Source organism: Stenotrophomonas sp. GD03958 (assembly GCF_029839005.1).
Taxonomy (GTDB): domain Bacteria; phylum Pseudomonadota; class Gammaproteobacteria; order Xanthomonadales; family Xanthomonadaceae; genus Stenotrophomonas; species Stenotrophomonas hibiscicola.
The window spans coordinates 1-19,529 of sequence record NZ_JAOBZT010000075.1; the positions used below are offsets into that span (position 1 = coordinate 1).

A 19,529-nucleotide genomic window follows, 5' to 3' on the forward strand; every position below is an offset into this window, starting at 1 on the left:
CCGGCCAGCGGCCGGCTCTCCCAGAGCGCCTGCATGCCTTCGACTGCCCTGATCCAGAACGACATCGTCGTCTTCGGTTTGATCGCCGCCACGCTCGGCGCCGTTTTCTGGACCGCCTCGCGCGAGCAGGGCCTGTGGAAACGCTTCTACACCTTCGTGCCGGCGCTGCTGCTGTGCTACCTGATTCCCGGCATCTACAACACCGTCGGCCTGATCGACGGGCAGAACACCAGGCTCTACAACCCGATCGCACGCGACATCCTGCTGCCGGCGGCGCTGATCCTGCTGACCCTGGCGGTGGACATCAAGGGCATCCTGCGGCTGGGCCCGAAGCTGGTGCTGATGTACCTGGGGGCATCGGCCAGCATCATGCTCGGGGCGGTCGTGGCCTTCCTGCTGATGCGCGCCGTGCATCCGGAAACCGTGGCCGGTGACACCTGGGCCGGCATGGCTGCGTTGGCCGGCAGCTGGATCGGTGGTGGTGCCAACATGCTGGCGATGCGCGAAGTGTTCGACGTCAATGCGACCACCTTCGGCCAGTTCGCCGTGGTCGACGTGGGTGTCGGCTATGTGTGGATGGCGGCGCTGATCTTCCTTGCCGGTCGTGCGGCGAAGATCGATGCACGCAGTGGCGCCGATACCTCGGCCATCGATGAACTGAAGGAGCGCATCGCGCGCTTCCAGGCCGAGCATGAGCGCATTCCCAGCCTCACCGATCTGATGCTGATCGTGGCCGTGGCCTTCGGTGGCGTCGGACTGGCACACGCGATCGGTGCGCCCTTGGCGGCGTGGTTCAAGGCAAATGTCAGCTGGGCCGCGCAGTTCAGCCTGGACGCACCGTTCGTGTGGGTGGTGGTGCTGTCGACCACCCTGGGCCTGAGCCTGAGTTTCACCCGCGCACGCAACCTGGAAGGCGCGGGTGCCTCGCGTCTGGGTTCGTTGCTGCTGTACTTCCTGATCGCCTGCATCGGCATGCAGATGGATCTGCTGGCGTTGCTGGACCGCCCGTGGCTGTTCCTGCTCGGCCTGATCTGGATCGCCGTGCACATCGTGCTGCTGTGGTGCCTGGGCAAGCTGCTGAAGGTGCCGTTCTTCTATTTCGCCATCGGTTCGCAGTCGAACATCGGTGGCCCGGCCTCGGCGCCGGTGGTGGCCGCCGCGTTCCATCCGGCGCTGGCGCCGGTGGGCGTGCTGCTGGGCACGATGGGCTATGCCACCGGCACCTACCGAGCGTTACGCCACCGGCAATCCGCGTTCGATCAACCACGCCTTCGCGTCTTCGGCGTCCTGCTCGAACCGCGCCGAGTGAAAAGAGGGGCGCCGCAAGGTCCGACGCGTCGCCACGCGCCTGTGGCCAACCGCGCCCGCGGCTTTACGCCACCGGCAAGCCGCGTTCGACCAGCCACGCCTTCGCGTCTTCGGCGTCCTGTTCGAACCATGCCTGTGTAGACCCCAGTCGATACGTGTACCCCCAGGCGTCCATGTCGGCCATCAACCGCGCGCTGCCAACACCCGGCAGCTGCCCGGCCAGCACGATCTGCAGGTAGCAGGTGGCATCTTCCTCGGCCACCGAGTCGGTGGCGTCGGTATGCACCTGCGCACGCCGCTCCGGCGGCAGCACGATCAGGTGGCAGGCTTCGTGCAGCATCGAATGCACGGGCGTGTCGTCGCGCACGTACACGTTGCTGGCGATGATGCCGGCCTCTGGCTCGCCCCAGTAACTGCCGGGAATCGGTTCGCCGGGCGCCACGTGGTGCAGCCGCAGGCCATGCGCGGCGAGCAGGCGCTGCGCGTCGGCGAAGGCGATGTCGCCCACGCAGGTGATGCCCACGGTGGTTGTCGTATCGGTCATGCAGGTCACGCGGCCCCGCCCATGCAGGCACGGGCGGGGCGGGGGATCAGGGTTTGTCCGGGCCTTCAGGCAGCGCCACGGAGATGTCCAGCACGTCGTGCTGGCCATCCTTCACCAGGTCGACCTTCACCGCATCGACGTCGATGTTCACGTACTTCTTGATCACTTCCAGCAACTCGCGCTGCAGCAGGGGCAGGTAGTCCGGGCCACCGCGGTGGCTGCGTTCCTGCGCGATGATGATCTGCAGGCGGTTCTTTGCGGTTTCGGCGGTGGTCTTCTTCGCTTTGAGGAAATCGAACAGGCCCATGCTTACCCTCCGAACAGCTTGCTGAAGAAGCCCTTCTTCTCCACGGTGGTGAAGCGCATCGGCCGCTCCTCGCCAAGGATGCGCGCGACAGCGTCCTCATAGGCCTGGCCGGCTGCGGATTCGACATCCAGGATGACTGGCTCGCCCTTGTTGGAGGCATTGAGCACGTCACCCGACTCGGGGATCACGCCGATCGCCTTCAGCCCCAGCACTTCCTCGACGTCGGCAATGCTGAGCATCTCGCCGGTTTCCACGCGCAGCGGGGTATAGCGGGTCAGCAGCAGGAACGCGGGCACGTTCTGCCCGGATTCGGCCTTGTGGGTCTTCGAATCCAGCAGCCCGATGATGCGGTCGGAGTCGCGCACGGAGGACACTTCCGGGTTCACCACCACCACGGCGCGGTCGGCGAAGTACATCGCCAGGAAGGCACCCTTTTCGATACCCGCCGGCGAGTCGCAGATGATGTAGTCGAAGCCGTCGGCGGCCAGGTCCTTCAGAACCTTGCCCACGCCTTCCTGGGTCAGTGCGTCCTTGTCGCGGGTCTGCGAGGCGGCCAGCACGTACAGGTTGTCGAAGCGCTTGTCCTTGATCAGGGCCTGTTTGAGGGTGGCTTCGCCGTGCACGACGTTGACGAAGTCGTACACCACGCGGCGTTCGCAGCCCATGATCAGGTCGAGGTTGCGCAGGCCGACGTCGAAGTCGATCACCGCCACCTTCTTGCCGCGCCGCGCCAGGCCACAGGCCAGGCTCGCGCTGGAAGTGGTCTTGCCCACGCCGCCCTTGCCGGAGGTGACTACGATGATTTCAGCCAAAGGACTTCTCCTGGTTCTGCATTAGTTTGGAGCTGCGTCAGTCCAGCGCAGCGATCTTGACCTGGTCCTGTTCCAGCCATACCTGCACGGCCTTGCCGCGCAGGTTGTCCGGGACATCGTCCAGTACCTTGTAGTGGCCTGCAATGGCCACCAGTTCCGCATGGAAATCACGGCAGAAGATGCGTGCCGCGGTGTTGCCCTGCGCCCCTGCCAGCGCGCGGCCGCGCAGGGTGCCGTAGATATGGATGCTGCCGTCGGCGATGACTTCGGCGCCGGCGCCGACGGTAGCCATCACGGTGAGGTCGCAGTTTTCAGCGTACAGCTGCTGGCCCGAGCGTACGTTGCCCAGCTGCATGCGGCCCGGCTGCGGTGCCGCAGCGCCGGCAACCCTGGCTGTCGGCGCGGCCGGCGCCGGCTTCGGTTCGGCGCGCGCTGCGCGGCGCGGTTCCGGAGCGGGCGAGGGCGGGGGCGGCTCGGCCTCGGCTCGCTCGTACTGGGCGCGGAACTTGGCCAGCAGCGGCAGTCCGAGCTGCTGCGAGAGCAGGTCGACCGCGCTGGTGCCATAGGCCAGCGCCACCGGCAGCACGCCGGCGCTGCGCAGGCCATCGACCAGCGCTTGCGCCGTGGCCACGTCCGGTACCTGGCTCAGGCCGCCGAAGTCGAGAATCACCGCGGCGCGGCCGAACAGCTTCGGCGCCCGGGTAACGCGTTCGCGCATTTCCTGCACGAGGCGTTCGACGTCAAGCGTACGGATGCGCAGGTTGGCGATGCCCACCTGGCCGATCTTCAGTTCACCGGCCTGTTCGTAATCGAAATTCACCGCCACGCTCAGGTCCCCGTCGGCCGCTGTGCCTGCGCCGGCAGCTGCCGGGCACGTGTCCATGCCACATCCGGCAGCTTGCCGCCGTAGGTCTCCTTCACCCACGGGTAGCTGCACAGTTCCTTGGCCAGCATGCTGGCGCGCACATCGACCTGCGGCATGGTGTTCTGGCCCAGCTCGCGGAAGCCGAAGCTGCCGTGGAAGAGCAGGGCGGCATCGGCGCCATGGTCGAGGAAGACCTCGCAGGTCATCTGCGGGTAGCGCAGCTCGGCGAAGCTCTGCGCATCGGCATAGAACGCACGGCCGACGCCACCACCACGACGGCGGCTGGCAACCACGATGCGGTCGATATAGAAGAACGGGGCGTCCAGCTGCTGCTTGAACCAGGCAAAGTTGCTGCTGTCGTGCTGGCTGTCGCTGCCGAAGCCGATCAGGAAGCCGGCAAGGTTGCCGTCGCGCTCGGCGACGCGGAAATACTCAGCGGTTTCATAGAACAGGCGCAGGCGGGCCGCATCCAGGGGAAGGATGGCCAGGCCAGCGTTGTTGTTCAAAGCCAGGACGGAATCGAGCTCGTGCTCGCGCACGTCGCGGATGACAATCGACATTGTGACTCCGTGGGGTAACGCGGTTGGTCCGTCAGGGGACCCTGCGCACGATTATTGCATGCCCGGGGTGGGCTGCGGCATGAACAGGGGGGCGCGGATGCATGACTTCCGTGGGAGTGCGCGACGCAGGCCGGGCCCGTAGAGTGCTGGCATGTTGGGAGTCCTCAGCCATACCCGCGTTCTCCGTCTGGCCGGCCTGTTCACCTGGGTCATGGTCGGCCTGCCATTGGCGTATTCGCAGTTCGAGAACCTGCACAGCCGCAGCGATATGGGTGGCTGGGCGATCCTGCTGTTTGTCGCCTACCTGTCCTTCGGCGCGGCCTACTATTGGCTGACCCGCCTGCTGCGCAGCGACAGCGGCAGCCACACCAGCTGGCTGGACCGCGGCCTGCTGCTGCTGCTGACGGTCTCGGCGCTGGGCGTCAGTTTCCTCAGCGGCTCGGGCCTTGGCAGCATCCTGATGATGGTGGCTGCCGGCGTCATTCCGTGGATGCTTTCGGTACGCCTGTGCGTGCTGTGGCTGCTGGTCAGCCAGCTGGCGGTGGCGCCGGTCTATTACCTGCTGCTGCGCTTCCCGCTGTTCGAAGCGGTGATGCAGTCGTTGCTGTACGGCGGCTTTTCCATGTTCATCTTCGTGACCAGCCTTGTTGCGAGACAGCAGACCGAGGCCCGCGACGAACAGCGCAGGCTCAATTCAGAGCTGCGCGCCACCCGTGCCCTCCTGGCCGAGAGCGCCCGCGTCAACGAGCGCACCCGTATTTCGCGGGAGCTGCATGACCTTCTGGGGCATCAGCTGACCGCGCTGACCCTGAACCTGGAAGTGGCAGGCCACCTGGCCGAAGGCCAGGCGCTGGACCACGTGAAGCGCTCGCATGCCCTGGCCAAGCTGCTGCTGGGCAACGTGCGCGAGGTGGTCAGCCAGCTGCGCGAGACCGGTGCCATCGATCTGGCCGCGGCGCTGCGCCCGCTGACCGAGAACGTGCCCTCGCTGGACATCCAGCTGGACATCGAGGATCCACTGAACGTGGAGGACCCGCAGCGGGCCCACGTGCTGCTGCGGTGTACCCAGGAGATCATCACCAACGCGGTGCGCCATGCCGGTGCCCGCCACCTGTGGATCAAGGTGTACCGTGAAGCCCCCGACCAGGTGGTGGTGGAGGCCCGCGACGACGGCGTCGGCGCGGATACGGTCAATGTGGGCAATGGCTTGCGGGGCATGCGCGAGCGACTGCAACAATGTGGTGGCCAGCTGCAGGTCGAGACCCGGCCCGGTGAAGGCTTCCGGCTGCGGGCGACGGTACCGGCAACGGTGCTGGTGGCCGCCCTTACCAAGGTTCCTGAAGGAGTGCGTTGATGATTCGCGTCTGCCTGGTCGACGACCAAACCCTGGTGCGGCAGGGAATCCGCTCCCTGCTGGCGCTCGACGACGGCATCGAGGTGGTGGCCGAGGCCGGCGACGGCCGCCAGGCGGTGGAGCTGATACCGCAGGTGCGACCGGACGTGGTCCTGATGGACATGCGCATGCCGGTGATGTCCGGGCTGGAGGCGCTGCAGGTCCTGTCGCGTCAGGACCTGCTGCCGCCGACCATCATCCTCACCACTTTCGACGATGACCAGCTGGTGCTGGCCGGGCTTAAGGCCGGCGCCAAGGGTTACCTGCTCAAGGACGTGACCCTGGCACAGCTGGTCGGTGCCATCCGCACCGTGGCCGACGGCGGTTCGCTGGTGCAGCCGGCCGTGACCCAGCGGCTGCTGTCCGGCCTGGAGCACATGCGCAACGAGTTTGTCAGCCTGGACCGTCCGGACCCGTTGACCGACCGCGAGACCGAGATCCTGCGCCTCATGGCCAGCGGCTTCTCCAACAAGGAGATTGCCAATTCGCTGGGGGTGGCCGAAGGCACCATCAAGAACCACGTGTCCAACATCCTTTCCAAGCTGGGCGTGCGCGACCGTACGCGCGCCGTATTGAAGGCGTTCGAGCTGCAGCTGGTGTGAGGAAATTCTTTTCAGGACAATGACTTGAGGTCCATTTATGGCCCTCCGGCGGGGTTGCCCCCTACTTCAGGGGCGTCGGTATGCGGTACCCTTCGATTTCTTTGTCCATACAAATACGCAGCCGGCACGGAAACCGGTGCGCCAATCCCGATAAACAATGCCCGCGAAGCCTGCTAGGATTGGCGCTTCGCTTCAATCAACCCGGCCGTGGGATCGGCCCCGGAGACTCTCTGAATGACCCGTATTATCGAGTTCCTGATCGCCTTGGGGATCGTGGCTGGCCTGTTCGTCATCATTGGCGTATGTCTGCCGGGCGAGCGTCACATCACCGAAAGCATCGAGACCAACCGCAAGATGACGATCGTGTACGACACGGTCAGCAGCCTGCGCCGCTTCAAGGACTGGAACCCGCTGGTACTGCGCGATCCCGCCGTTGAACTGAAGCTGTCCGGCCCGGCCTCCGGCGTCGGTGCCACCCTCGACTTCACCTCCAAGGACCTGGGCACCGGTTCCTGGAAGATCACCGAAGCCGAAGAGAACAAGCGTGTTGCGATCGCCATCGATGACGCCACCAAGGGTCACGACAAGATCACCACCTTCACCCTGGAGCCGACCGGCAAGGGTGGCCGTAACGTCAAGATCACCCAGGACTACTCGGTGAAGTACGGCTTCGACCTGTTCGGCCGTTATGCCGGCCTGTATGTCAGCCGCCAGATCGGCGACGACATCAAGATGGGCCTGTCGCGCATGGCCAACATGCTGGCCACCGTCCCGAACGTCGACTACCGCACGCCGGAAGCCCCGCTGACCGATCTGGGCATCGTCGATGTGCCGGCTGAGGACCTGCTGGTCGTCAACGCCGGTAACGTGGACCGCGGTCAGGACACGATCACCAAGTCCATCAAGGACAACCAGGAGTGGATCAAGCGCGTGATGGAGGCCAATGGCCTTGAAGCCGCCGGTCCGTTCCGCATCATCACCACCGACTTCGGCCAGGAGAAGTACGCCTTCGACATCGCCCAGCCGGTGAAGAAGAAGGGTGCTGAAGGTGCCACCGCTGAAGAGCTGACCGTCAAGATCGACGGCGGCGCGCCGGTCAAGTACGTGCATGTGGCTCCGCACCGTTCGGCGCATGCGGCCTACACCGGCCACATGGCGGGTCTGGACGTGGCCCGCAACGGCCTGCGTGCCTGGGCGGTGACCTCCGGCAACGAAGTGATCGACCGTCCGTACGAAACCTGGAAGGACGGCATCGACAAGTCGTTCACCCCGGAAGGTACCTACGACATCTACTGGGCCGTCAAGTAAGCTTCGGCTGACCCATGTAGTGCTGGACACGAAAACGCGCCGCTCATTGCGGCGCGTTTTTTTTTTCATCTGGCGCCCGGCAAGGGCGCTGCGCAAGGAACCCACATGTTCAATCTCGAACGTCGCGCACGTAAGCCTTCCCTGCTGGCCTGCCTTGGTGCGCTGCTGGCGGCGGCCTCGATCGGCCTGTCCGCCTACGCATCGCACGGTGTGGCCGACCCGCTGGCGCAGCAGCACCTGAACATGGCGGCACTGTATGCGTTCGCGCATGGCGCGGTGCTGGTGGCGCTTGGCCCGCGTGCGCAGGGGGCGACCGCGCACCTGGCGCTGTACGTGCTGCTGCTGGGCGTGTTGCTGTTTTCCGGCAGCCTGGTGGGCGGCGCCTTGTGGCAGTGGCCGAAGCGGATGGCGCCGATCGGGGGCACCAGCATGATGGCCGGGTGGGTGTTGCTGGCGATCAATGCGTTGAGGCGGTGACTGAGTCGAGGTTGTTTCTTCGATCCATGCTGATGCGATCTGCACCGTCCATGGGCGTTACTTTTCTTTTCGCGCGAAAAGAAAAGTAACCAAAAGAAACGCGCCGCCGGCCGCGAGCCGGTGCTGCGCACCGGTCCCCTGCGCTCCTCGGCCCGTCGAGGGGCGGTGCGGAAAGCAGCCGAGCATGGCTCGGCTCTACAGAATCGCAAGCACCTCTTCGCCCTCGCCGGACCTGCGGTGCTCGGCTCGCTTGAAGGCGGACCCAACAGCCGCGCGCTGATCCGTTGTAGAGGCTTCGAGCGAAGCGACCGGCTTTTGTCTTTGCTGTCTTGTTCCATCCCGCGGCCAGGCGCTGACCGCTCCAGGCTTTCGCCACGAGGGGCTCAGCCGTTGGCCGGTCTCCAGCACCAGTGCCAGGGTTCGTAGACGATGCCGTGCGGGTTGTCGCGTGGGTAACTCAGATGGAAGCCATGCCCGCCGGCATGCACCTGCAGCCAGGCGAACGCGTCGGTGGCTTCGAACGATTCTTCAGCCGGCGCATCGCCAGGTGTGCCGATGTCCAGCGCGTAGCCGCTGTGGTGTTCGCTGAAACCCGGGGCGGCATTGACCTTCAGGATCTCTGCCACGCTCAAGCCGCGCGCCAGCTTCCGCTCGAAGATGCCCAACTGGTAGGCATGGCTGCGGAAGCCGGAGATGGCGTCCAGCGCAATTCCATCCTGTGCCGCGTGCAGTCGCATCCGCCGCCAGCCCTGCGCGGCGGCACGGTGCAGCCACAACGGGCGGGCGAAGCGGTCGCGGCCGGCGAAGTGCAGCAGGCAGGGTTCGGGTTCGAGCGGCAGCCCGCTGTCGCCGGCATAGCGCTGTGCATCCAGGCCAAGCTGCTGCAGGCGCTGCTGCAACCCGGCGAGCGGCAGCCACTGATCTTCCAGTCCGGCGCCGAAGGGCCGTGCAGCCGCGGCATCCAGCAGTGCCAATGCTTCCTCGACCCCGGGTTCGCGCGGCAGGCGCGGCACCATGGCGTGGACACCCTGCGCCAGTACCACCGCCAGATAGCGGCCATCACGCTTGCGCCGCAGCACCCACTGTGCCTGCGACAGCAGGCGTGCATCCAGGTTGCTGCGTGCACGCAGCAGGTGCGCGGGCCACAGCTCGATGGCCTCGGTGTTGATCAGCAGGGGCGCGCGTCGTTGCATCGCAGCAGCTTACTGCCGTGGCGCCGACGCGGCCACCTTGCGCAGCACATCGAGCAGCGCCTGCGGCCGGTCCACGCTGAGCAGCAGCGTGCTGCCGTCACTGACCGGCAGGGCGAGGACACGCGCACGATCGGTGACCAGAGCGAAGCCCTTGCCGCCCCCGTGCAGGCGGAAGTGGCCGGAATAGAAGCCCGGCACTGAATAGCCATTGGTTTTGACACGGATGCCATAGCGGCGGTCACGCTGCAGGTCGACCACCTCGGCCTGGTCCAGCCGCAGCTGCGCCACCGGGACGCGGCGGCGGTACATCGTCGAGCGCACATCCAGCACGTTGTCGGCCAGTTCCACCCGGCGACGGAAGAATGCTGCGCCCAACCCGATGCCGAGTACCGCGATCACCAGCAGACTCCAGGCGGCACTGCCACCCATCCGGAACCAGGGCGGCGACAACGTTACTTCGATCCAGGGCGCCGTGGCCGGCGCCTTGTACAGCTGTGCGTACACGCACGCTACGAAGGCAGCCAGCAGCGGAAGCACGATCCACAGCACGCGCAACGGCGAGCTCTCGGCCACTTCAAACGTCTTCGGGTCGCTGCCGCCCATGCGTCAGGCCTCCTTCTTGAACACCAGCATCGCCGGGCGCATCGGCGCCGGGATGATGATGTTGACCAGTTCCCAGCCCAGTTGGCCCTGGCGGCTGAGTTCGGCCTGGATGTCCTCGGCCTTGAGCAGGCCCATCATGGACGTCTTGACCTCGATGGTCTGGTAGCTCCAACGCTTGCTCATTCCTTGTCCTCCGACGATGGCGCGGGTCTCGGCAGGCGTCCCGCCTTGCGCAGGGCGTCGCGCAGCACGTATTCGATCTGCGCGTTGAGGCTGCGCAGTTCGTCATCAGCCCAGCGCTGCGCAGCAGCCAGGACGTCGGCATTGATGCGCAGCGGGTAGGCTTTCTTCTCACTCATGGGGGCTCCTGGCGGGGCGGTGGGGCACCCCGTTGCGAGTGTGGCTCAATACAGCGAGCCGGCATTGACGATCGGCTGGGTGCCGCGGTCCGAGCACAGCACGGTGAGCAGGTTGCTGACCATGTGCGCCTTGCGTTCCTCGTCCAGCTGCACCACGCCGTTCTTCTGCAGTTCGGCCAAGGCCATCTCGACCATGCCCACCGCACCAGCAACGATACGCGTGCGCGCGGCGATCACCGCGTTGGCCTGCTGGCGTTGCAGCATCGCCTGGGCGATTTCGGCGGCGTAGGCCAGGTGGCTGATGCGCGCGTCGATCACCTGTACACCGGCATCGGCCAGGCGCTCGGCCAGCTCGTTCTTCAGATGCTGGGAGATCTCGCTGGCGTGGCTGCGCAAGGCCAGCTGTCCATCCTCGTGCTGGTCGTAGGGGTAGCTGGTGGCCATCGCGCGCAGCGCGGATTCGGACTGGATGTGCACGAAGCTCTCGTAGTCGTCCACGTTGTAGACCGCCTCGGAGGCGTCGACCACCTGCCAGACGATCACCGCGGCGATCTCGATCGGGCTGCCGTCCAGCTCGTTGACCTTCAGCTTGCCGCTCTCGAAGTTGCGCACGCGCTGGCTGACTCGGCGCTTGGTATAGAAAGGGTTGTTCCAGCGCAGGCCGTTGTCCTTCACCGTGCCCACGTACTTGCCGAACAGGCTCAGCACCGCCGCCTGGTTGGGCTGGATGGTGTACAGGCCGGCCAGCGTGAACACGCCCAGGACTACCAACAACGCCCCCAGCAGCATCAGCAGCAGGTTGGGCGAGCCGACGCTGGCCTTGGCGGCCACACCCAGTACGAACAGGGCGGCGCCAGCGAGGGCGACGAGCAGGGCGACGGCCAGCGTGCCGAGGCCGTTGAGCGAAGACAGCGACTTCTCTTTCATGGCGGTACGTCCTTGAGGGTTCGAACAGAAGATATCAAAGTGATATCACTTCCAGGCTACCGTTCGTCGGATGGCATGGCCAGAGGGCGCGGCCAGCTAGAATGCCCATCCGCCTTCACATTGCTGCTGGAACCGCCATGGCCAAGCTTGGAACTCCGTTGTCCCCCTCCGCCACCCGCGTGCTGCTGCTGGGCTCGGGCGAACTCGGCAAGGAGGTGGCCATCGAGCTGCAGCGGCTGGGCGTGGAGGTGATCGCCGCCGATCGCTACGCCGATGCGCCGGCCATGCAGGTCGCGCACCGCTCGCACGTGATCGACATGCTCGATGCGATGGCGCTGCGCGCTCTGATCGCCGAGGAGCAGCCGCACCTGGTGGTGCCGGAGATCGAGGCCATCCACACCGAGACCCTGGTCCAGCTGGAACAGGAGCAGGGCCTGCGGGTGATCCCGACCGCGCGTGCTGCACGCCTGACCATGGACCGCGAAGGCATTCGCCGCCTCGCCGCCGAAACCCTGGGCCTGCCGACCTCGCCGTACCGCTTCGTCGATACCGAGGCCGAGTACCGTGCTGCGGTGGCCGCCATTGGCCTGCCGTGCGTGGTCAAGCCGGTGATGTCGTCCTCGGGCAAGGGCCAGAGCACCCTGCGCAGCGAGGCGGACATCGCCCCGGCATGGGAGTACGCGCAGACCGGTGGCCGTGCCGGGGCCGGCCGCTGCATTGTCGAAGGTTTCATCGATTTCGACTACGAGATCACCCTGTTGACCGTGCGCCATGCCGGCGGCACCTCCTTCTGTGCGCCGATCGGCCACCTGCAGAAGGATGGTGACTACCGCGAAAGCTGGCAGCCGCAGCCGATGTCGGACAAGGCGCTGGCGCGTGCCGAAGAGATCTCGCGCGCGATTACCGACGACCTTGGCGGCTGGGGCCTGTTCGGCGTCGAGCTGTTCGTGAAGGGCGATGAAGTGTGGTTCAGCGAAGTGTCGCCGCGCCCGCACGACACCGGCCTGGTGACCCTGGTATCGCAGGAGCTGAGTGAGTTCGCGCTGCATGCGCGCGCCATCCTCGGCCTGCCGATCCCGCTGATCCGCCAGAGCGGCCCGTCGGCATCGTGCGCGCTGTTGGCGCACGGCGAGGGCGTGCCGTACTTCAATAACGTCGCCGCCGCCCTGCAGGTGCCGGATACCGCCGTGCGCCTGTTCGGCAAGCCGAGCGTGCACGGCCACCGCCGCGTGGGCGTGACCCTGGCGCGCGCGGAAACCATCGACGAAGCACGCGCCATCGCGCGTGACGCCGCAGACGCCATCGGCGTCGAACTGCGGCCGTAAAGCAAAAAGGGGACGGAGGGGATTAAGTCGTTTGTGGCACAAACGGCTTAATCCCCTCCGTCCCCTTTTTGAAAGGCCGCCGGGCATGGCCCGGCGCTACCGGGTTATTTCACGTCCACCCACACCAGGTGGTGGTCGCTGCCGTCGGCGATCTTCGCTTCCGGGCTTTCATTGGCTGGCCAGAAGATGCCGCTGCCCACGTATTCGAAACCGGTCGAGGGCAGCACGTAGTCCAGGCGCATGGTGCCGGACTTCGGGCCGAAGTCGCCGGTGGCGTGGAACGGTGCGCCCTTGCGCTCGATGCCCTTGGCCGCATAGGCCAGGCTGGTCTGCTCGCCGCCGACGCTGCGCGGGGTGGGGTAGCGCAGCACGCGGGCGTTCTCGATCAGCTCGACGATTGCTTCATGGCGGCCATCGCCATCGACCGGGTCGTTGTTGAGGTCGCCGAGGATCACGAAGCGCGCGTCCTGGGCCAGGCCGCCGCACTGGCCCTTGTCGTCGCACAGCCAGGGCTTGTCACCCTTGGACAGGTATTCCTGCCACAGGCGCAGTTCGTCGTGGTTGCGCGCGGCGTTGCGCTTTTCCGGGCCGTCGAACACCGGCGGGGTCGGGTGCGAGACCAGCGCGTGGACCACGCCGCCCGGGGTCTTCACCGGCACGTCCCAATGCGACTTCGACGACAGGCGCAGCTGCGACCACACGTGGTCGTTGTAGAAGCTCTTGCCGGTGCGCGGATCGACCGGACGGATCGCGCCGGGCATCGCGCTCCACTTCAGCAGCTGGAAGCTGCGCACCTTGGCTTCGTCGATCGGGTAGCGCGACAGCACCAGCATGCCGTACTGGCCGGGGTGCAGGCCGTAGCCCCACGCATCGTTGCCGCGGCTGCGGCCTTCGCCGCCGACCACGCCGTTGTTGTCCAGGTCCAGTCCGCTGGGCACGCCGGTATTGACCGGGGCCAGGTAGCGGTAGGCGAAGTGCAGCGGCTTGCCGCCGCCGGGCTGGGCCACTTCCAGGTAGCGCTTCTGGAACAGGTCGGCGGCGCGATGGGCGTCGTCGAAATCGAATTCGTTCAGCAGCACCAGGTCCGGGCGTACCTGCTGCAGCACCGCAGCGATCTTGCGCGCGTGCTCGCTGTCGCCTTCCAGTTCCTTGATCAGGCCGCCGGCGTCGTCTGAGTACAGCGAAGTGTTGTAGGTGGCCAGGCGCAGCGCAGTGGACGGCTTTTCGGTCATCGCGGGGGACGTGGCGAAGGCGGGGGCGGTGGCGCCGCAGAGCAGGGCCAGGGCGAGGATCAGGGGATGGCGGCGGGTCATGTTCATGGGCCGTATTGTGCACCCGGCCCGGTGTCAGTGGTTTGTCAGCGCCCGTCCAGATCATTGTCGAAATCGTGCCAGCGGCGGCCATCGTAGGCTTCCAGCGGATGGAAGCGGCGCTTGTAGTCCATCTTCTGGTGGCCGCGGATCCAGTAGCCCAGATACACGTGCGGCAGCCCCTCGCGGCGCGCCCATTCGATCTGCTGCAGGATCGCGAAGGTGCCCAGCCCGCGCGCGGCGTGGTCCGGGTCGAAGAAGGTGTAGACCGCCGACAGGCCGTGCTCGGTGACGTCGGTCACCGCCACCCCCAGCAGCTGGCTGGGCTGGCCGTCGTGGCCGGGCAGGCGCATTTCCATGAAGCGGGTGTGCGACCAGCTGCCGATCAGGAACTGCTCGAACTCGTGCGGGCCGTGATCGTCCATGCCGCCGTTGGCGTGGCGATGGGTGAGGTAGCGGTGGTACAGCGCGAACAGGTCGTCGCGGGCGGTGGCGGCAGTGATCCGCACCTCCAGGTCGTCATTGCGGGCGGCACAGCGGCGTTGGCTGCGGTCCGGGGCGAAGCGCGCCACCGGGATGCGCACCGCCACGCAGGCCTGGCAGTGCGCGCAATGCGGCCGGTAGACCAGGTCGCCGCTGCGGCGGAAGCCCCAGCTCAGTGCCAGTGGGTACAGGCCACCAAGGCGGCGATCGTGCGGGTCCAACACCAGGTCGCGCGCCACCCGGTCCGACCAGTACCCGCAGGGGTGCTCGCCGGTCTGGAAAAGTCGCAGTTCGTCGTCTCTGTCGCCATGTATCGCCATAGGCACAGCATAGCCCCAGCCTGTCGCAGTGGTGGCGACTGTCCGCCGGATGAATGGAACTGGCAGAGGCGTCAACCGACGTCGTGCCCGGGCGTTGTTGTCCCCCGAGGGTGAAGTGATCACCCCGACGCTGTTCCCATCCCCAGGAGTGACCTCATGATCCGTACCCCCCTGCTGCTGGCCCTGTTGCTGGGCACCTCTGCTTCCGGAATCGCGCTGGCCGCCGACACCCCGGCCACGCCGGCACCGCGCCCGGCCAAGCTGGACACCAACGGTGACGGCGTCATCGACCGCAGTGAGGCGGCTGCCAACCCGCGCCTGGCCGCGAAGTTCGACGAGCTGGACAAAAACAAGGACGGCAAGCTTTCGCGCGATGAGCTGCCGCGCTGGAAGCACGGTCGCCGTGGCCACGGCGGTGAGCGCTGGGCCAAGCTGGACGTCAACAAGGACGGCCGCATCAGCCGCGAGGAGGCAAGGGCCGACCCGCGTCTGGCCGCGCGCTTCGACCAGCTCGATCTCAACAAGGACGGCTACCTGGACAAGGCCGACCGCGAGCTGCACATGAAGCAGCATCGTGATGCCTGGTTCGCTGCCGCCGACACCAACAAGGACGGCCAGCTGAGCAAGGCCGAGTTCGATGCGGCCAAGGGCCCGATGCATGGCGGCCCCCGCCATGGCGGCCCGCGTGACGGCGCTGCACCGGCGCCGCAGCGCTGAAGGTCAATGCAGTGAATGACGACAACGCCGGCAGAGTGCCGGCGTTGTCCGTCATACGTTTCCGCTGCGCATCAGCGCATACACCACCAGACCGATCACGAAGACGTTCGCCCCGATGATGCCGGTGCGCCCGTAGACGGATTCGTATTGCCAGTTGGTTCCGCTGCGGCCGCGCCGCGCCGAATCGCGCGCGATCATGGGGGCCATCACGCGCTGCAGCGGCACCAGGCACTGGTAGTTCACCGTACCCAGGCCGATGACGAGAATGGCAAGTTGCAGCCACAGCGGCACCTGCAGCATCAGCGAGACCAGCAGGCTGGTGCAGACGACCATCGCAGTGAACGTATTGAGGTGCACGAACCGTCGCACGGCCGCCCGCTCCTGCGGGGTGTCTGCGAAGCGCAGCAGGAAGCGGCCCCCCAGATAGCTGCCGATGATGCCACCGACGACGCCCCCGGCAACGGCGGCCCAGTTGCTGGCGGGTATCAGGTGCAGCTGGCTGGCGGCGGCCGTCAGTGAACCCATGGCTGCGCCGCCTGCGGCACTGACGCCGCCCAGGCCCAGCTTGCTGCCGCCCACGCCGACGCCGGTGCCGATCAGGATCGCGGCACTGGCGGTGCCGGGTGCGGCCACCAGCACCATCGACACCACGGCGGTGGCGAATGCGGCGCTTGGTGCACTACTGCGCGCGAATTCGCCGAAGCGCTGCAGCAGGCCTTCGCGCACCAGGGCACGTGCACGCGACAGGCGCTTGCGCACGGCCGCATCGCTGAGCCCGAGCAGGTCGGCGACCTGCTGCGAGCGCTGTCCTTCGCGGTAGTACAGCAACAGGACTTCGCGGCTGTCAGCGGGCAGGGCGGAGATGATGTCCTCGGCGGCGATCTCCTCTTCCACCCGCTGCAGGCGATCGGCCGCACCTGGGGCCGGGTCGGCGGCCATGCCCATCGCCACCTCCGCGGCCTCGCCGGTCAGCGGCCGGCCACGTTGCGCACGCAGCCAGTCGCGGGCCAGGTTGCGGGTGATCTGCCGCAGCCACGGCAGGAAACTGGTCGAGCTGCGCAGCTGGTGCAGCTGCTGCCAGCCCTTCACGAAGGCCTCCTGGGCGATGTCCTCGCTGGCCTGACGATCGCGGGTGATGGCCAGCGCGATGGCGGTAACGGTGTTCTGGCAGGCCAGCACGATGCGGCCATAGGCGTGCTGGCAACCGCTGGCGGCGGCGGGCAGTTCGCGTTCCAGGGTCTGGTCGATCGATGCGGCGAACGTCGTCATGGCGGCGGCTCTCCTGCTGGGATTGTGTCCCATGACGGAGCCGCGCGCCCAATGTGACCAGCATTCTGTGCGGTAGCGCCGGCCAGCGGCCGGCACTACCCGTGCGTCACTTCGAGGGCTGGATGCGGACCCGGACTTCTTCCTCTTCCGGTGCGGCCTGCGGAGCCGGTTGCGTCTGCTGCGGCTGGGCCTGCGGGGCAGGGGCCGGTGCGACCGGCGCCGGGGCGCCGCGATGGCGCAGGCCGATCACCAGCGCCACGCCGGCGATCACCACCAGCAGGGCGATGCGAATGCGCCAGGCCCAGCTGCGGCCACCGCTGCCCTGTTCCGGCGCGTCGCGGAAGGCGAATTCGGCGGTCGGATGGTCGCGGCGGGTGGTGTCGAGCAGTCGCGCCTCGCGCAGGATTTCACGCGCGCGCGGCTGGTCGTCGGCGCGCACGATCCACACCGCTGGGTAGGCGTTGGCGTTGCCCAGGTCGGTATAGCTGAACTGGCCGCGGCGACGGGTCTTGTACGAGCGCCCGTTGGTCACCTTGACGTCGATGCCATGCCCGCGCAGCAGCTCGGCGACGCCTTCGACGGTTTCCACGCGCTGGCTGCTGAATATCTGGCGCATGGGTTTACTCCTTGGCCGGCACGGCGGCGGCCGCGGCCTGGTCGGGAACGACGCGGATCAGGCCTTCCTGCGCGGTGCTGGCCACCAGCACGCCGTTGCGGGTGAAGAACTGGCCGCGGGCCAGGCCGCGCGAATCCTGCGCGCTGGGGCTGTCCAGCGAATACAGCAGCCAGTCGTCGGCACGGAACGGGCGGTGGAACCAGATCGCGTGGTCGAGCGAGGCCATCTGCACGTGCGGGTGGTAGTAGCTGATGCCGTGCGGGAACGTCGCCGTGCCCAGCAGGTGGAAGTCGGAGGCGTAGGCCAGCAGCGCCTGGTGCAGTTCGGGCGCATCGCCGACCGGTTCGCTCAGGCGCAGCCACACCTGGTGGTAGGGCGGGCGCTTGGGCGGGTTCAGTTCATCGCGCGGGTAGACGTGGCGGAACTCGAACGGGCCGCCACGCGACAGCCAGCGCTGCACCTTGATCGGCAGTCGCTCCAGCACCTCGGCCGGCAGCGGCCGGTTCGGTTCGATGTCTTCCGGCTGCGGCACCTCGGGCATCTTGTGCTGGTGCTCGGCGCCGGTCTCGGCCTGCTGGAAAGAGGCCGCGCAGAAGAAGATCACCTTGCCGTGCTGGATCGCGGTGACCCGTCGCACCGAGAAGCTGCCGCCATCGCGGGTGCGGTCCACGTCGTAGACGATCGGGTGGTCGATGTTGCCAGCGCGCAGGAAATAGGCGTGCAGCGAGTGCACGTGGCGGCCATTGTCGACCGTGGCCTGCGCTGCGGCCAGCGCCTGGCCCAGCACCTGCCCGCCGAACACGTACTTGGTGCCGATGTCGCGGCTCTGCCCGCGGAACAGGTTGTCCTCCAGCCGCTCCAGCGTGAGCAGGTCGATCAGCTCGGAGACGACGGGTTCGGGCATGTCGTTCAAGGGGGCGGCCACAGCAGTGAAGAGGCCCCGATTATACCGGTGCAGGCCAGCCCATCATCGGCACTACCGGCTACTTGCCCAGCCGCGCCACCAGCGCCTGCAGCGCGTTCTGTGCATCCGGGGCGAACCAGGCCTCAACGAAGCGGTCCAGCTGGATCAGGTCCGGGTGCAGCGCCTCGTGCAGGTCGGCGCGGGCGATGGCGCGGGTCAGCAGCATCGGCTGGCGCGGCTGCTTGAGCAGGTTCTGCAGCCAGGCCACGGCACGTGCCACCACCAGGTCACCCTCGGCCAGCTCATCGACCAGCCCGATCTGCAGCGCCTGTTCGGCCGGCACCAGCGAACCGGTGGTGAGCAGCACGCCGGCACGGTGCACACCCACCGCACGCCGCAGCAGGCGCTGGATGCCCTCCGGCGCGATCAGGCCGACCTGCACTTCGTTCAGGCCGATGGCGTACGGCCGCGACGGATCGGCGCTGCGCGCCATCACCCGGTAATCGCAGCACAGCGCCAGCACGCAGCCACCGGCCGGGGCGTGGCCGGTGATCGCGGCCACCACCGGGATACGGCTCTCGGCCAGCGTGCGCACCGCGCCGAAGAAGGCGTTCCAGGTGTCCAGCAGCCTGTGCTTGTCATCGCCGTGCGAGAGCAGGTGCGGCACGTCCATGCCGCCGGTGAAGATGCGCTCGCTGCCCGACAGCACGATGCCGTGCGCGTCTTCGGCCATGGCCAGCTCGATGGCGTGGATCAACTGCCGGCACAGGTCGGTGTCCAGTGCGTTGACCGGCGGCCGCGCCAGGCGCAGCTCGCGGATGGGGCCGTGGTTGATCACCTCGATGAGCGTCGTCATGCTGCGGTCTCGTTGCGAAGAAGGAACCTGGGCGATGATAACCAAACCATTCGTTGGCGTACTGTGGGTTCTGTGTGCGGCCGCAGCATCGGCTTCAGCGGCCGAACCGGCCTGCGTCACGGTGGAGCAGGGCTGGGCGCGGTTGCCACCGAATCCGGCGATGCCGATGACCGCTGGTTACGGCGTGATCCACAACGGCTGCAGCAAGGCGGTGGCAATCACTGGCGCAGCCAGCAGCAGCTTCGATGATGTGTCACTGCACGAGACCACGATTGTCGATGGCGTCAGCCGGATGCGCGCGATCGAACGCCTGCCGCTGGCGCCGGGCGCGCGTGCCGAGCTCAAGCCCGGCGGCCTGCACCTGATGCTGATGCAGGGCAAGGGCGCGTTGAAGGAAGGCCAGGCGCTGCCGTTGCGGCTGCAGCTGGAAGGCGGCGGCGAAGCGAGTGCGACGTTGATCGTGCGCAAGGC

The 19,529-nt window shown here is 67.0% G+C and carries 23 protein-coding genes and 1 pseudogene; 8 read left to right on the forward strand and 16 right to left on the reverse strand.

All coding sequences use genetic code 11. The features are described 5' to 3' along the window. Positions 1–33: 33 nt before the first annotated feature. Positions 34–1,227: pseudogene (locus N5C25_RS17310) on the forward strand (DUF819 family protein); the annotation flags it as partial. A gap of 145 nt (positions 1,228–1,372) precedes the next feature. Here N5C25_RS17310 and N5C25_RS17315 read toward each other — a convergent pair. From N5C25_RS17315 to N5C25_RS17335, 5 genes are read right to left on the reverse strand one after another with little or no spacing between them, the layout of a single operon-like run. After that, on the reverse strand, positions 1,373–1,852 hold the full coding sequence (locus N5C25_RS17315; protein ID WP_058979833.1) for a hypothetical protein: 480 nt from the start codon (positions 1,850–1,852) through the stop codon (positions 1,373–1,375). A 46-nt stretch (positions 1,853–1,898) separates the two neighbouring features. Continuing rightward, positions 1,899–2,159, reverse strand: coding sequence for a cell division topological specificity factor MinE (minE, locus tag N5C25_RS17320; RefSeq protein WP_005408532.1), 261 nt, complete (start codon positions 2,157–2,159; stop codon positions 1,899–1,901). A gap of 2 nt (positions 2,160–2,161) precedes the next feature. Beyond that, positions 2,162–2,971, reverse strand: a complete 810-nt coding sequence (minD, locus tag N5C25_RS17325) for a septum site-determining protein MinD (protein ID WP_019659318.1) — start codon at positions 2,969–2,971, stop codon at positions 2,162–2,164. A gap of 37 nt (positions 2,972–3,008) precedes the next feature. Further along, the gene (gene minC, locus N5C25_RS17330; protein ID WP_262214105.1) at positions 3,009–3,854 is read right to left on the reverse strand and encodes a septum site-determining protein MinC; all 846 of its coding nucleotides are present in this window, start codon (positions 3,852–3,854) and stop codon (positions 3,009–3,011) included. Continuing rightward, entirely contained in the window at positions 3,800–4,396 is a 597-nt protein-coding gene (locus N5C25_RS17335; RefSeq protein ID WP_019659316.1) for a GNAT family N-acetyltransferase, read from the reverse strand. Before N5C25_RS17335 ends, minC begins: the two co-directional genes overlap by 55 nt. Positions 4,397–4,547: 151 nt before the next feature. Here N5C25_RS17335 and N5C25_RS17340 point away from each other — a divergent pair, with 151 nt between their 5' ends. The 4 genes from N5C25_RS17340 (at position 4,548) to N5C25_RS17355 (ending at position 8,176) form a co-directional block, all read left to right on the forward strand. After that, complete coding sequence (locus tag N5C25_RS17340) at positions 4,548–5,750, forward strand: sensor histidine kinase (RefSeq protein WP_019659315.1); 1,203 nt, start codon at positions 4,548–4,550, stop codon at positions 5,748–5,750. Further along, positions 5,750–6,391, forward strand: a complete 642-nt coding sequence (locus N5C25_RS17345) for a response regulator transcription factor (RefSeq protein WP_021203109.1) — start codon at positions 5,750–5,752, stop codon at positions 6,389–6,391. The genes N5C25_RS17340 and N5C25_RS17345 overlap by 1 nt, the downstream gene beginning before the upstream one ends. Before the next feature lie 234 nt (positions 6,392–6,625). Further along, the gene (locus tag N5C25_RS17350) at positions 6,626–7,699 is read left to right on the forward strand and encodes an SRPBCC family protein (RefSeq protein ID WP_021203110.1); all 1,074 of its coding nucleotides are present in this window, start codon (positions 6,626–6,628) and stop codon (positions 7,697–7,699) included. 105 nt (positions 7,700–7,804) lie between these two features. After that, positions 7,805–8,176, forward strand: a complete 372-nt coding sequence (locus tag N5C25_RS17355; RefSeq protein WP_279937433.1) for a DUF423 domain-containing protein — start codon at positions 7,805–7,807, stop codon at positions 8,174–8,176. A 383-nt stretch (positions 8,177–8,559) separates the two neighbouring features. Here the strand turns inward: N5C25_RS17355 and N5C25_RS17360 are convergent, their stop codons facing one another. From N5C25_RS17360 to N5C25_RS17380, 5 genes are read right to left on the reverse strand one after another with little or no spacing between them, the layout of a single operon-like run. Further along, complete coding sequence (locus N5C25_RS17360) at positions 8,560–9,369, reverse strand: D-alanyl-D-alanine carboxypeptidase family protein (protein ID WP_279937435.1); 810 nt, start codon at positions 9,367–9,369, stop codon at positions 8,560–8,562. 9 nt (positions 9,370–9,378) lie between these two features. Beyond that, positions 9,379–9,972, reverse strand: coding sequence for a PH domain-containing protein (locus N5C25_RS17365; protein ID WP_058979839.1), 594 nt, complete (start codon positions 9,970–9,972; stop codon positions 9,379–9,381). 3 nt (positions 9,973–9,975) lie between these two features. Continuing rightward, complete coding sequence (locus N5C25_RS17370) at positions 9,976–10,155, reverse strand: DUF4177 domain-containing protein (protein ID WP_019659310.1); 180 nt, start codon at positions 10,153–10,155, stop codon at positions 9,976–9,978. Beyond that, positions 10,152–10,331, reverse strand: coding sequence for a hypothetical protein (locus N5C25_RS17375; RefSeq protein WP_058979841.1), 180 nt, complete (start codon positions 10,329–10,331; stop codon positions 10,152–10,154). The genes N5C25_RS17370 and N5C25_RS17375 overlap by 4 nt, the downstream gene beginning before the upstream one ends. A gap of 45 nt (positions 10,332–10,376) precedes the next feature. Further along, the gene (locus N5C25_RS17380; protein WP_058979843.1) at positions 10,377–11,258 is read right to left on the reverse strand and encodes an SPFH domain-containing protein; all 882 of its coding nucleotides are present in this window, start codon (positions 11,256–11,258) and stop codon (positions 10,377–10,379) included. 137 nt (positions 11,259–11,395) lie between these two features. Here N5C25_RS17380 and purT point away from each other — a divergent pair, with 137 nt between their 5' ends. Then, complete coding sequence (gene purT / locus N5C25_RS17385) at positions 11,396–12,583, forward strand: formate-dependent phosphoribosylglycinamide formyltransferase (RefSeq protein ID WP_111101819.1); 1,188 nt, start codon at positions 11,396–11,398, stop codon at positions 12,581–12,583. 104 nt (positions 12,584–12,687) lie between these two features. Here purT and N5C25_RS17390 read toward each other — a convergent pair whose 3' ends face one another. Then, the gene (locus N5C25_RS17390; RefSeq protein WP_279937441.1) at positions 12,688–13,902 is read right to left on the reverse strand and encodes an endonuclease/exonuclease/phosphatase family protein; all 1,215 of its coding nucleotides are present in this window, start codon (positions 13,900–13,902) and stop codon (positions 12,688–12,690) included. 38 nt (positions 13,903–13,940) lie between these two features. Then, entirely contained in the window at positions 13,941–14,696 is a 756-nt protein-coding gene (locus tag N5C25_RS17395) for an arginyltransferase (RefSeq protein WP_049447050.1), read from the reverse strand. A gap of 156 nt (positions 14,697–14,852) precedes the next feature. Here N5C25_RS17395 and N5C25_RS17400 point away from each other — a divergent pair, with 156 nt between their 5' ends. Next, on the forward strand, positions 14,853–15,413 hold the full coding sequence (locus N5C25_RS17400) for an EF-hand domain-containing protein (protein ID WP_279937443.1): 561 nt from the start codon (positions 14,853–14,855) through the stop codon (positions 15,411–15,413). Positions 15,414–15,464: 51 nt separating this feature from the next. On the opposite strand, the gene N5C25_RS17405 is transcribed toward N5C25_RS17400, so the two are convergent. The 4 genes from N5C25_RS17405 to N5C25_RS17420 form a co-directional block, all read right to left on the reverse strand. Then, complete coding sequence (locus tag N5C25_RS17405) at positions 15,465–16,682, reverse strand: sigma-70 family RNA polymerase sigma factor (RefSeq protein WP_262214096.1); 1,218 nt, start codon at positions 16,680–16,682, stop codon at positions 15,465–15,467. A gap of 106 nt (positions 16,683–16,788) precedes the next feature. After that, entirely contained in the window at positions 16,789–17,298 is a 510-nt protein-coding gene (locus N5C25_RS17410) for a pathogenicity-like protein (protein WP_049447046.1), read from the reverse strand. A 4-nt stretch (positions 17,299–17,302) separates the two neighbouring features. Continuing rightward, positions 17,303–18,202, reverse strand: coding sequence for an acyl-CoA thioesterase II (gene tesB / locus N5C25_RS17415; protein ID WP_032953622.1), 900 nt, complete (start codon positions 18,200–18,202; stop codon positions 17,303–17,305). Between the two features lie 79 nt (positions 18,203–18,281). Next, positions 18,282–19,058: an enoyl-CoA hydratase/isomerase family protein gene (locus tag N5C25_RS17420; RefSeq protein WP_019659300.1), complete on the reverse strand. Its 777-nt coding sequence runs from the start codon at positions 19,056–19,058 to the stop codon at positions 18,282–18,284. A gap of 34 nt (positions 19,059–19,092) precedes the next feature. Here N5C25_RS17420 and N5C25_RS17425 point away from each other — a divergent pair. Next, on the forward strand, positions 19,093–19,529 hold a 437-nt coding region (locus N5C25_RS17425), incomplete at its 3' end, for a copper chaperone PCu(A)C (protein ID WP_279937445.1).

Bases quoted from the DNA above. Each gene is read 5' to 3' on its own strand.
- N5C25_RS17315 (WP_058979833.1), bottom strand. From the start codon at position 1,852: ATGACCGATACGACAACCACCGTGGGCATCACCTGCGTGGGCGACATC.
- minE (WP_005408532.1), bottom strand. From the start codon at position 2,159: ATGGGCCTGTTCGATTTCCTCAAAGCGAAGAAGACCACCGCCGAAACC.
- minC (WP_262214105.1), bottom strand. From the start codon at position 3,854: ATGGACACGTGCCCGGCAGCTGCCGGCGCAGGCACAGCGGCCGACGGG.
- N5C25_RS17335 (WP_019659316.1), bottom strand. From the start codon at position 4,396: ATGTCGATTGTCATCCGCGACGTGCGCGAGCACGAGCTCGATTCCGTC.
- N5C25_RS17340 (WP_019659315.1), top strand. From the start codon at position 4,548: ATGTTGGGAGTCCTCAGCCATACCCGCGTTCTCCGTCTGGCCGGCCTG.
- N5C25_RS17345 (WP_021203109.1), top strand. From the start codon at position 5,750: ATGATTCGCGTCTGCCTGGTCGACGACCAAACCCTGGTGCGGCAGGGA.
- N5C25_RS17350 (WP_021203110.1), top strand. From the start codon at position 6,626: ATGACCCGTATTATCGAGTTCCTGATCGCCTTGGGGATCGTGGCTGGC.
- N5C25_RS17355 (WP_279937433.1), top strand. From the start codon at position 7,805: ATGTTCAATCTCGAACGTCGCGCACGTAAGCCTTCCCTGCTGGCCTGC.
- N5C25_RS17360 (WP_279937435.1), bottom strand. From the start codon at position 9,369: ATGCAACGACGCGCGCCCCTGCTGATCAACACCGAGGCCATCGAGCTG.
- N5C25_RS17365 (WP_058979839.1), bottom strand. From the start codon at position 9,972: ATGGGCGGCAGCGACCCGAAGACGTTTGAAGTGGCCGAGAGCTCGCCG.
- N5C25_RS17370 (WP_019659310.1), bottom strand. From the start codon at position 10,155: ATGAGCAAGCGTTGGAGCTACCAGACCATCGAGGTCAAGACGTCCATG.
- N5C25_RS17375 (WP_058979841.1), bottom strand. From the start codon at position 10,331: ATGAGTGAGAAGAAAGCCTACCCGCTGCGCATCAATGCCGACGTCCTG.
- N5C25_RS17380 (WP_058979843.1), bottom strand. From the start codon at position 11,258: ATGAAAGAGAAGTCGCTGTCTTCGCTCAACGGCCTCGGCACGCTGGCC.
- purT (WP_111101819.1), top strand. From the start codon at position 11,396: ATGGCCAAGCTTGGAACTCCGTTGTCCCCCTCCGCCACCCGCGTGCTG.
- N5C25_RS17390 (WP_279937441.1), bottom strand. From the start codon at position 13,902: ATGAACATGACCCGCCGCCATCCCCTGATCCTCGCCCTGGCCCTGCTC.
- N5C25_RS17395 (WP_049447050.1), bottom strand. From the start codon at position 14,696: ATGGCGATACATGGCGACAGAGACGACGAACTGCGACTTTTCCAGACC.
- N5C25_RS17400 (WP_279937443.1), top strand. From the start codon at position 14,853: ATGATCCGTACCCCCCTGCTGCTGGCCCTGTTGCTGGGCACCTCTGCT.
- N5C25_RS17405 (WP_262214096.1), bottom strand. From the start codon at position 16,682: ATGACGACGTTCGCCGCATCGATCGACCAGACCCTGGAACGCGAACTG.
- N5C25_RS17410 (WP_049447046.1), bottom strand. From the start codon at position 17,298: ATGCGCCAGATATTCAGCAGCCAGCGCGTGGAAACCGTCGAAGGCGTC.
- tesB (WP_032953622.1), bottom strand. From the start codon at position 18,202: ATGCCCGAACCCGTCGTCTCCGAGCTGATCGACCTGCTCACGCTGGAG.
- N5C25_RS17420 (WP_019659300.1), bottom strand. From the start codon at position 19,058: ATGACGACGCTCATCGAGGTGATCAACCACGGCCCCATCCGCGAGCTG.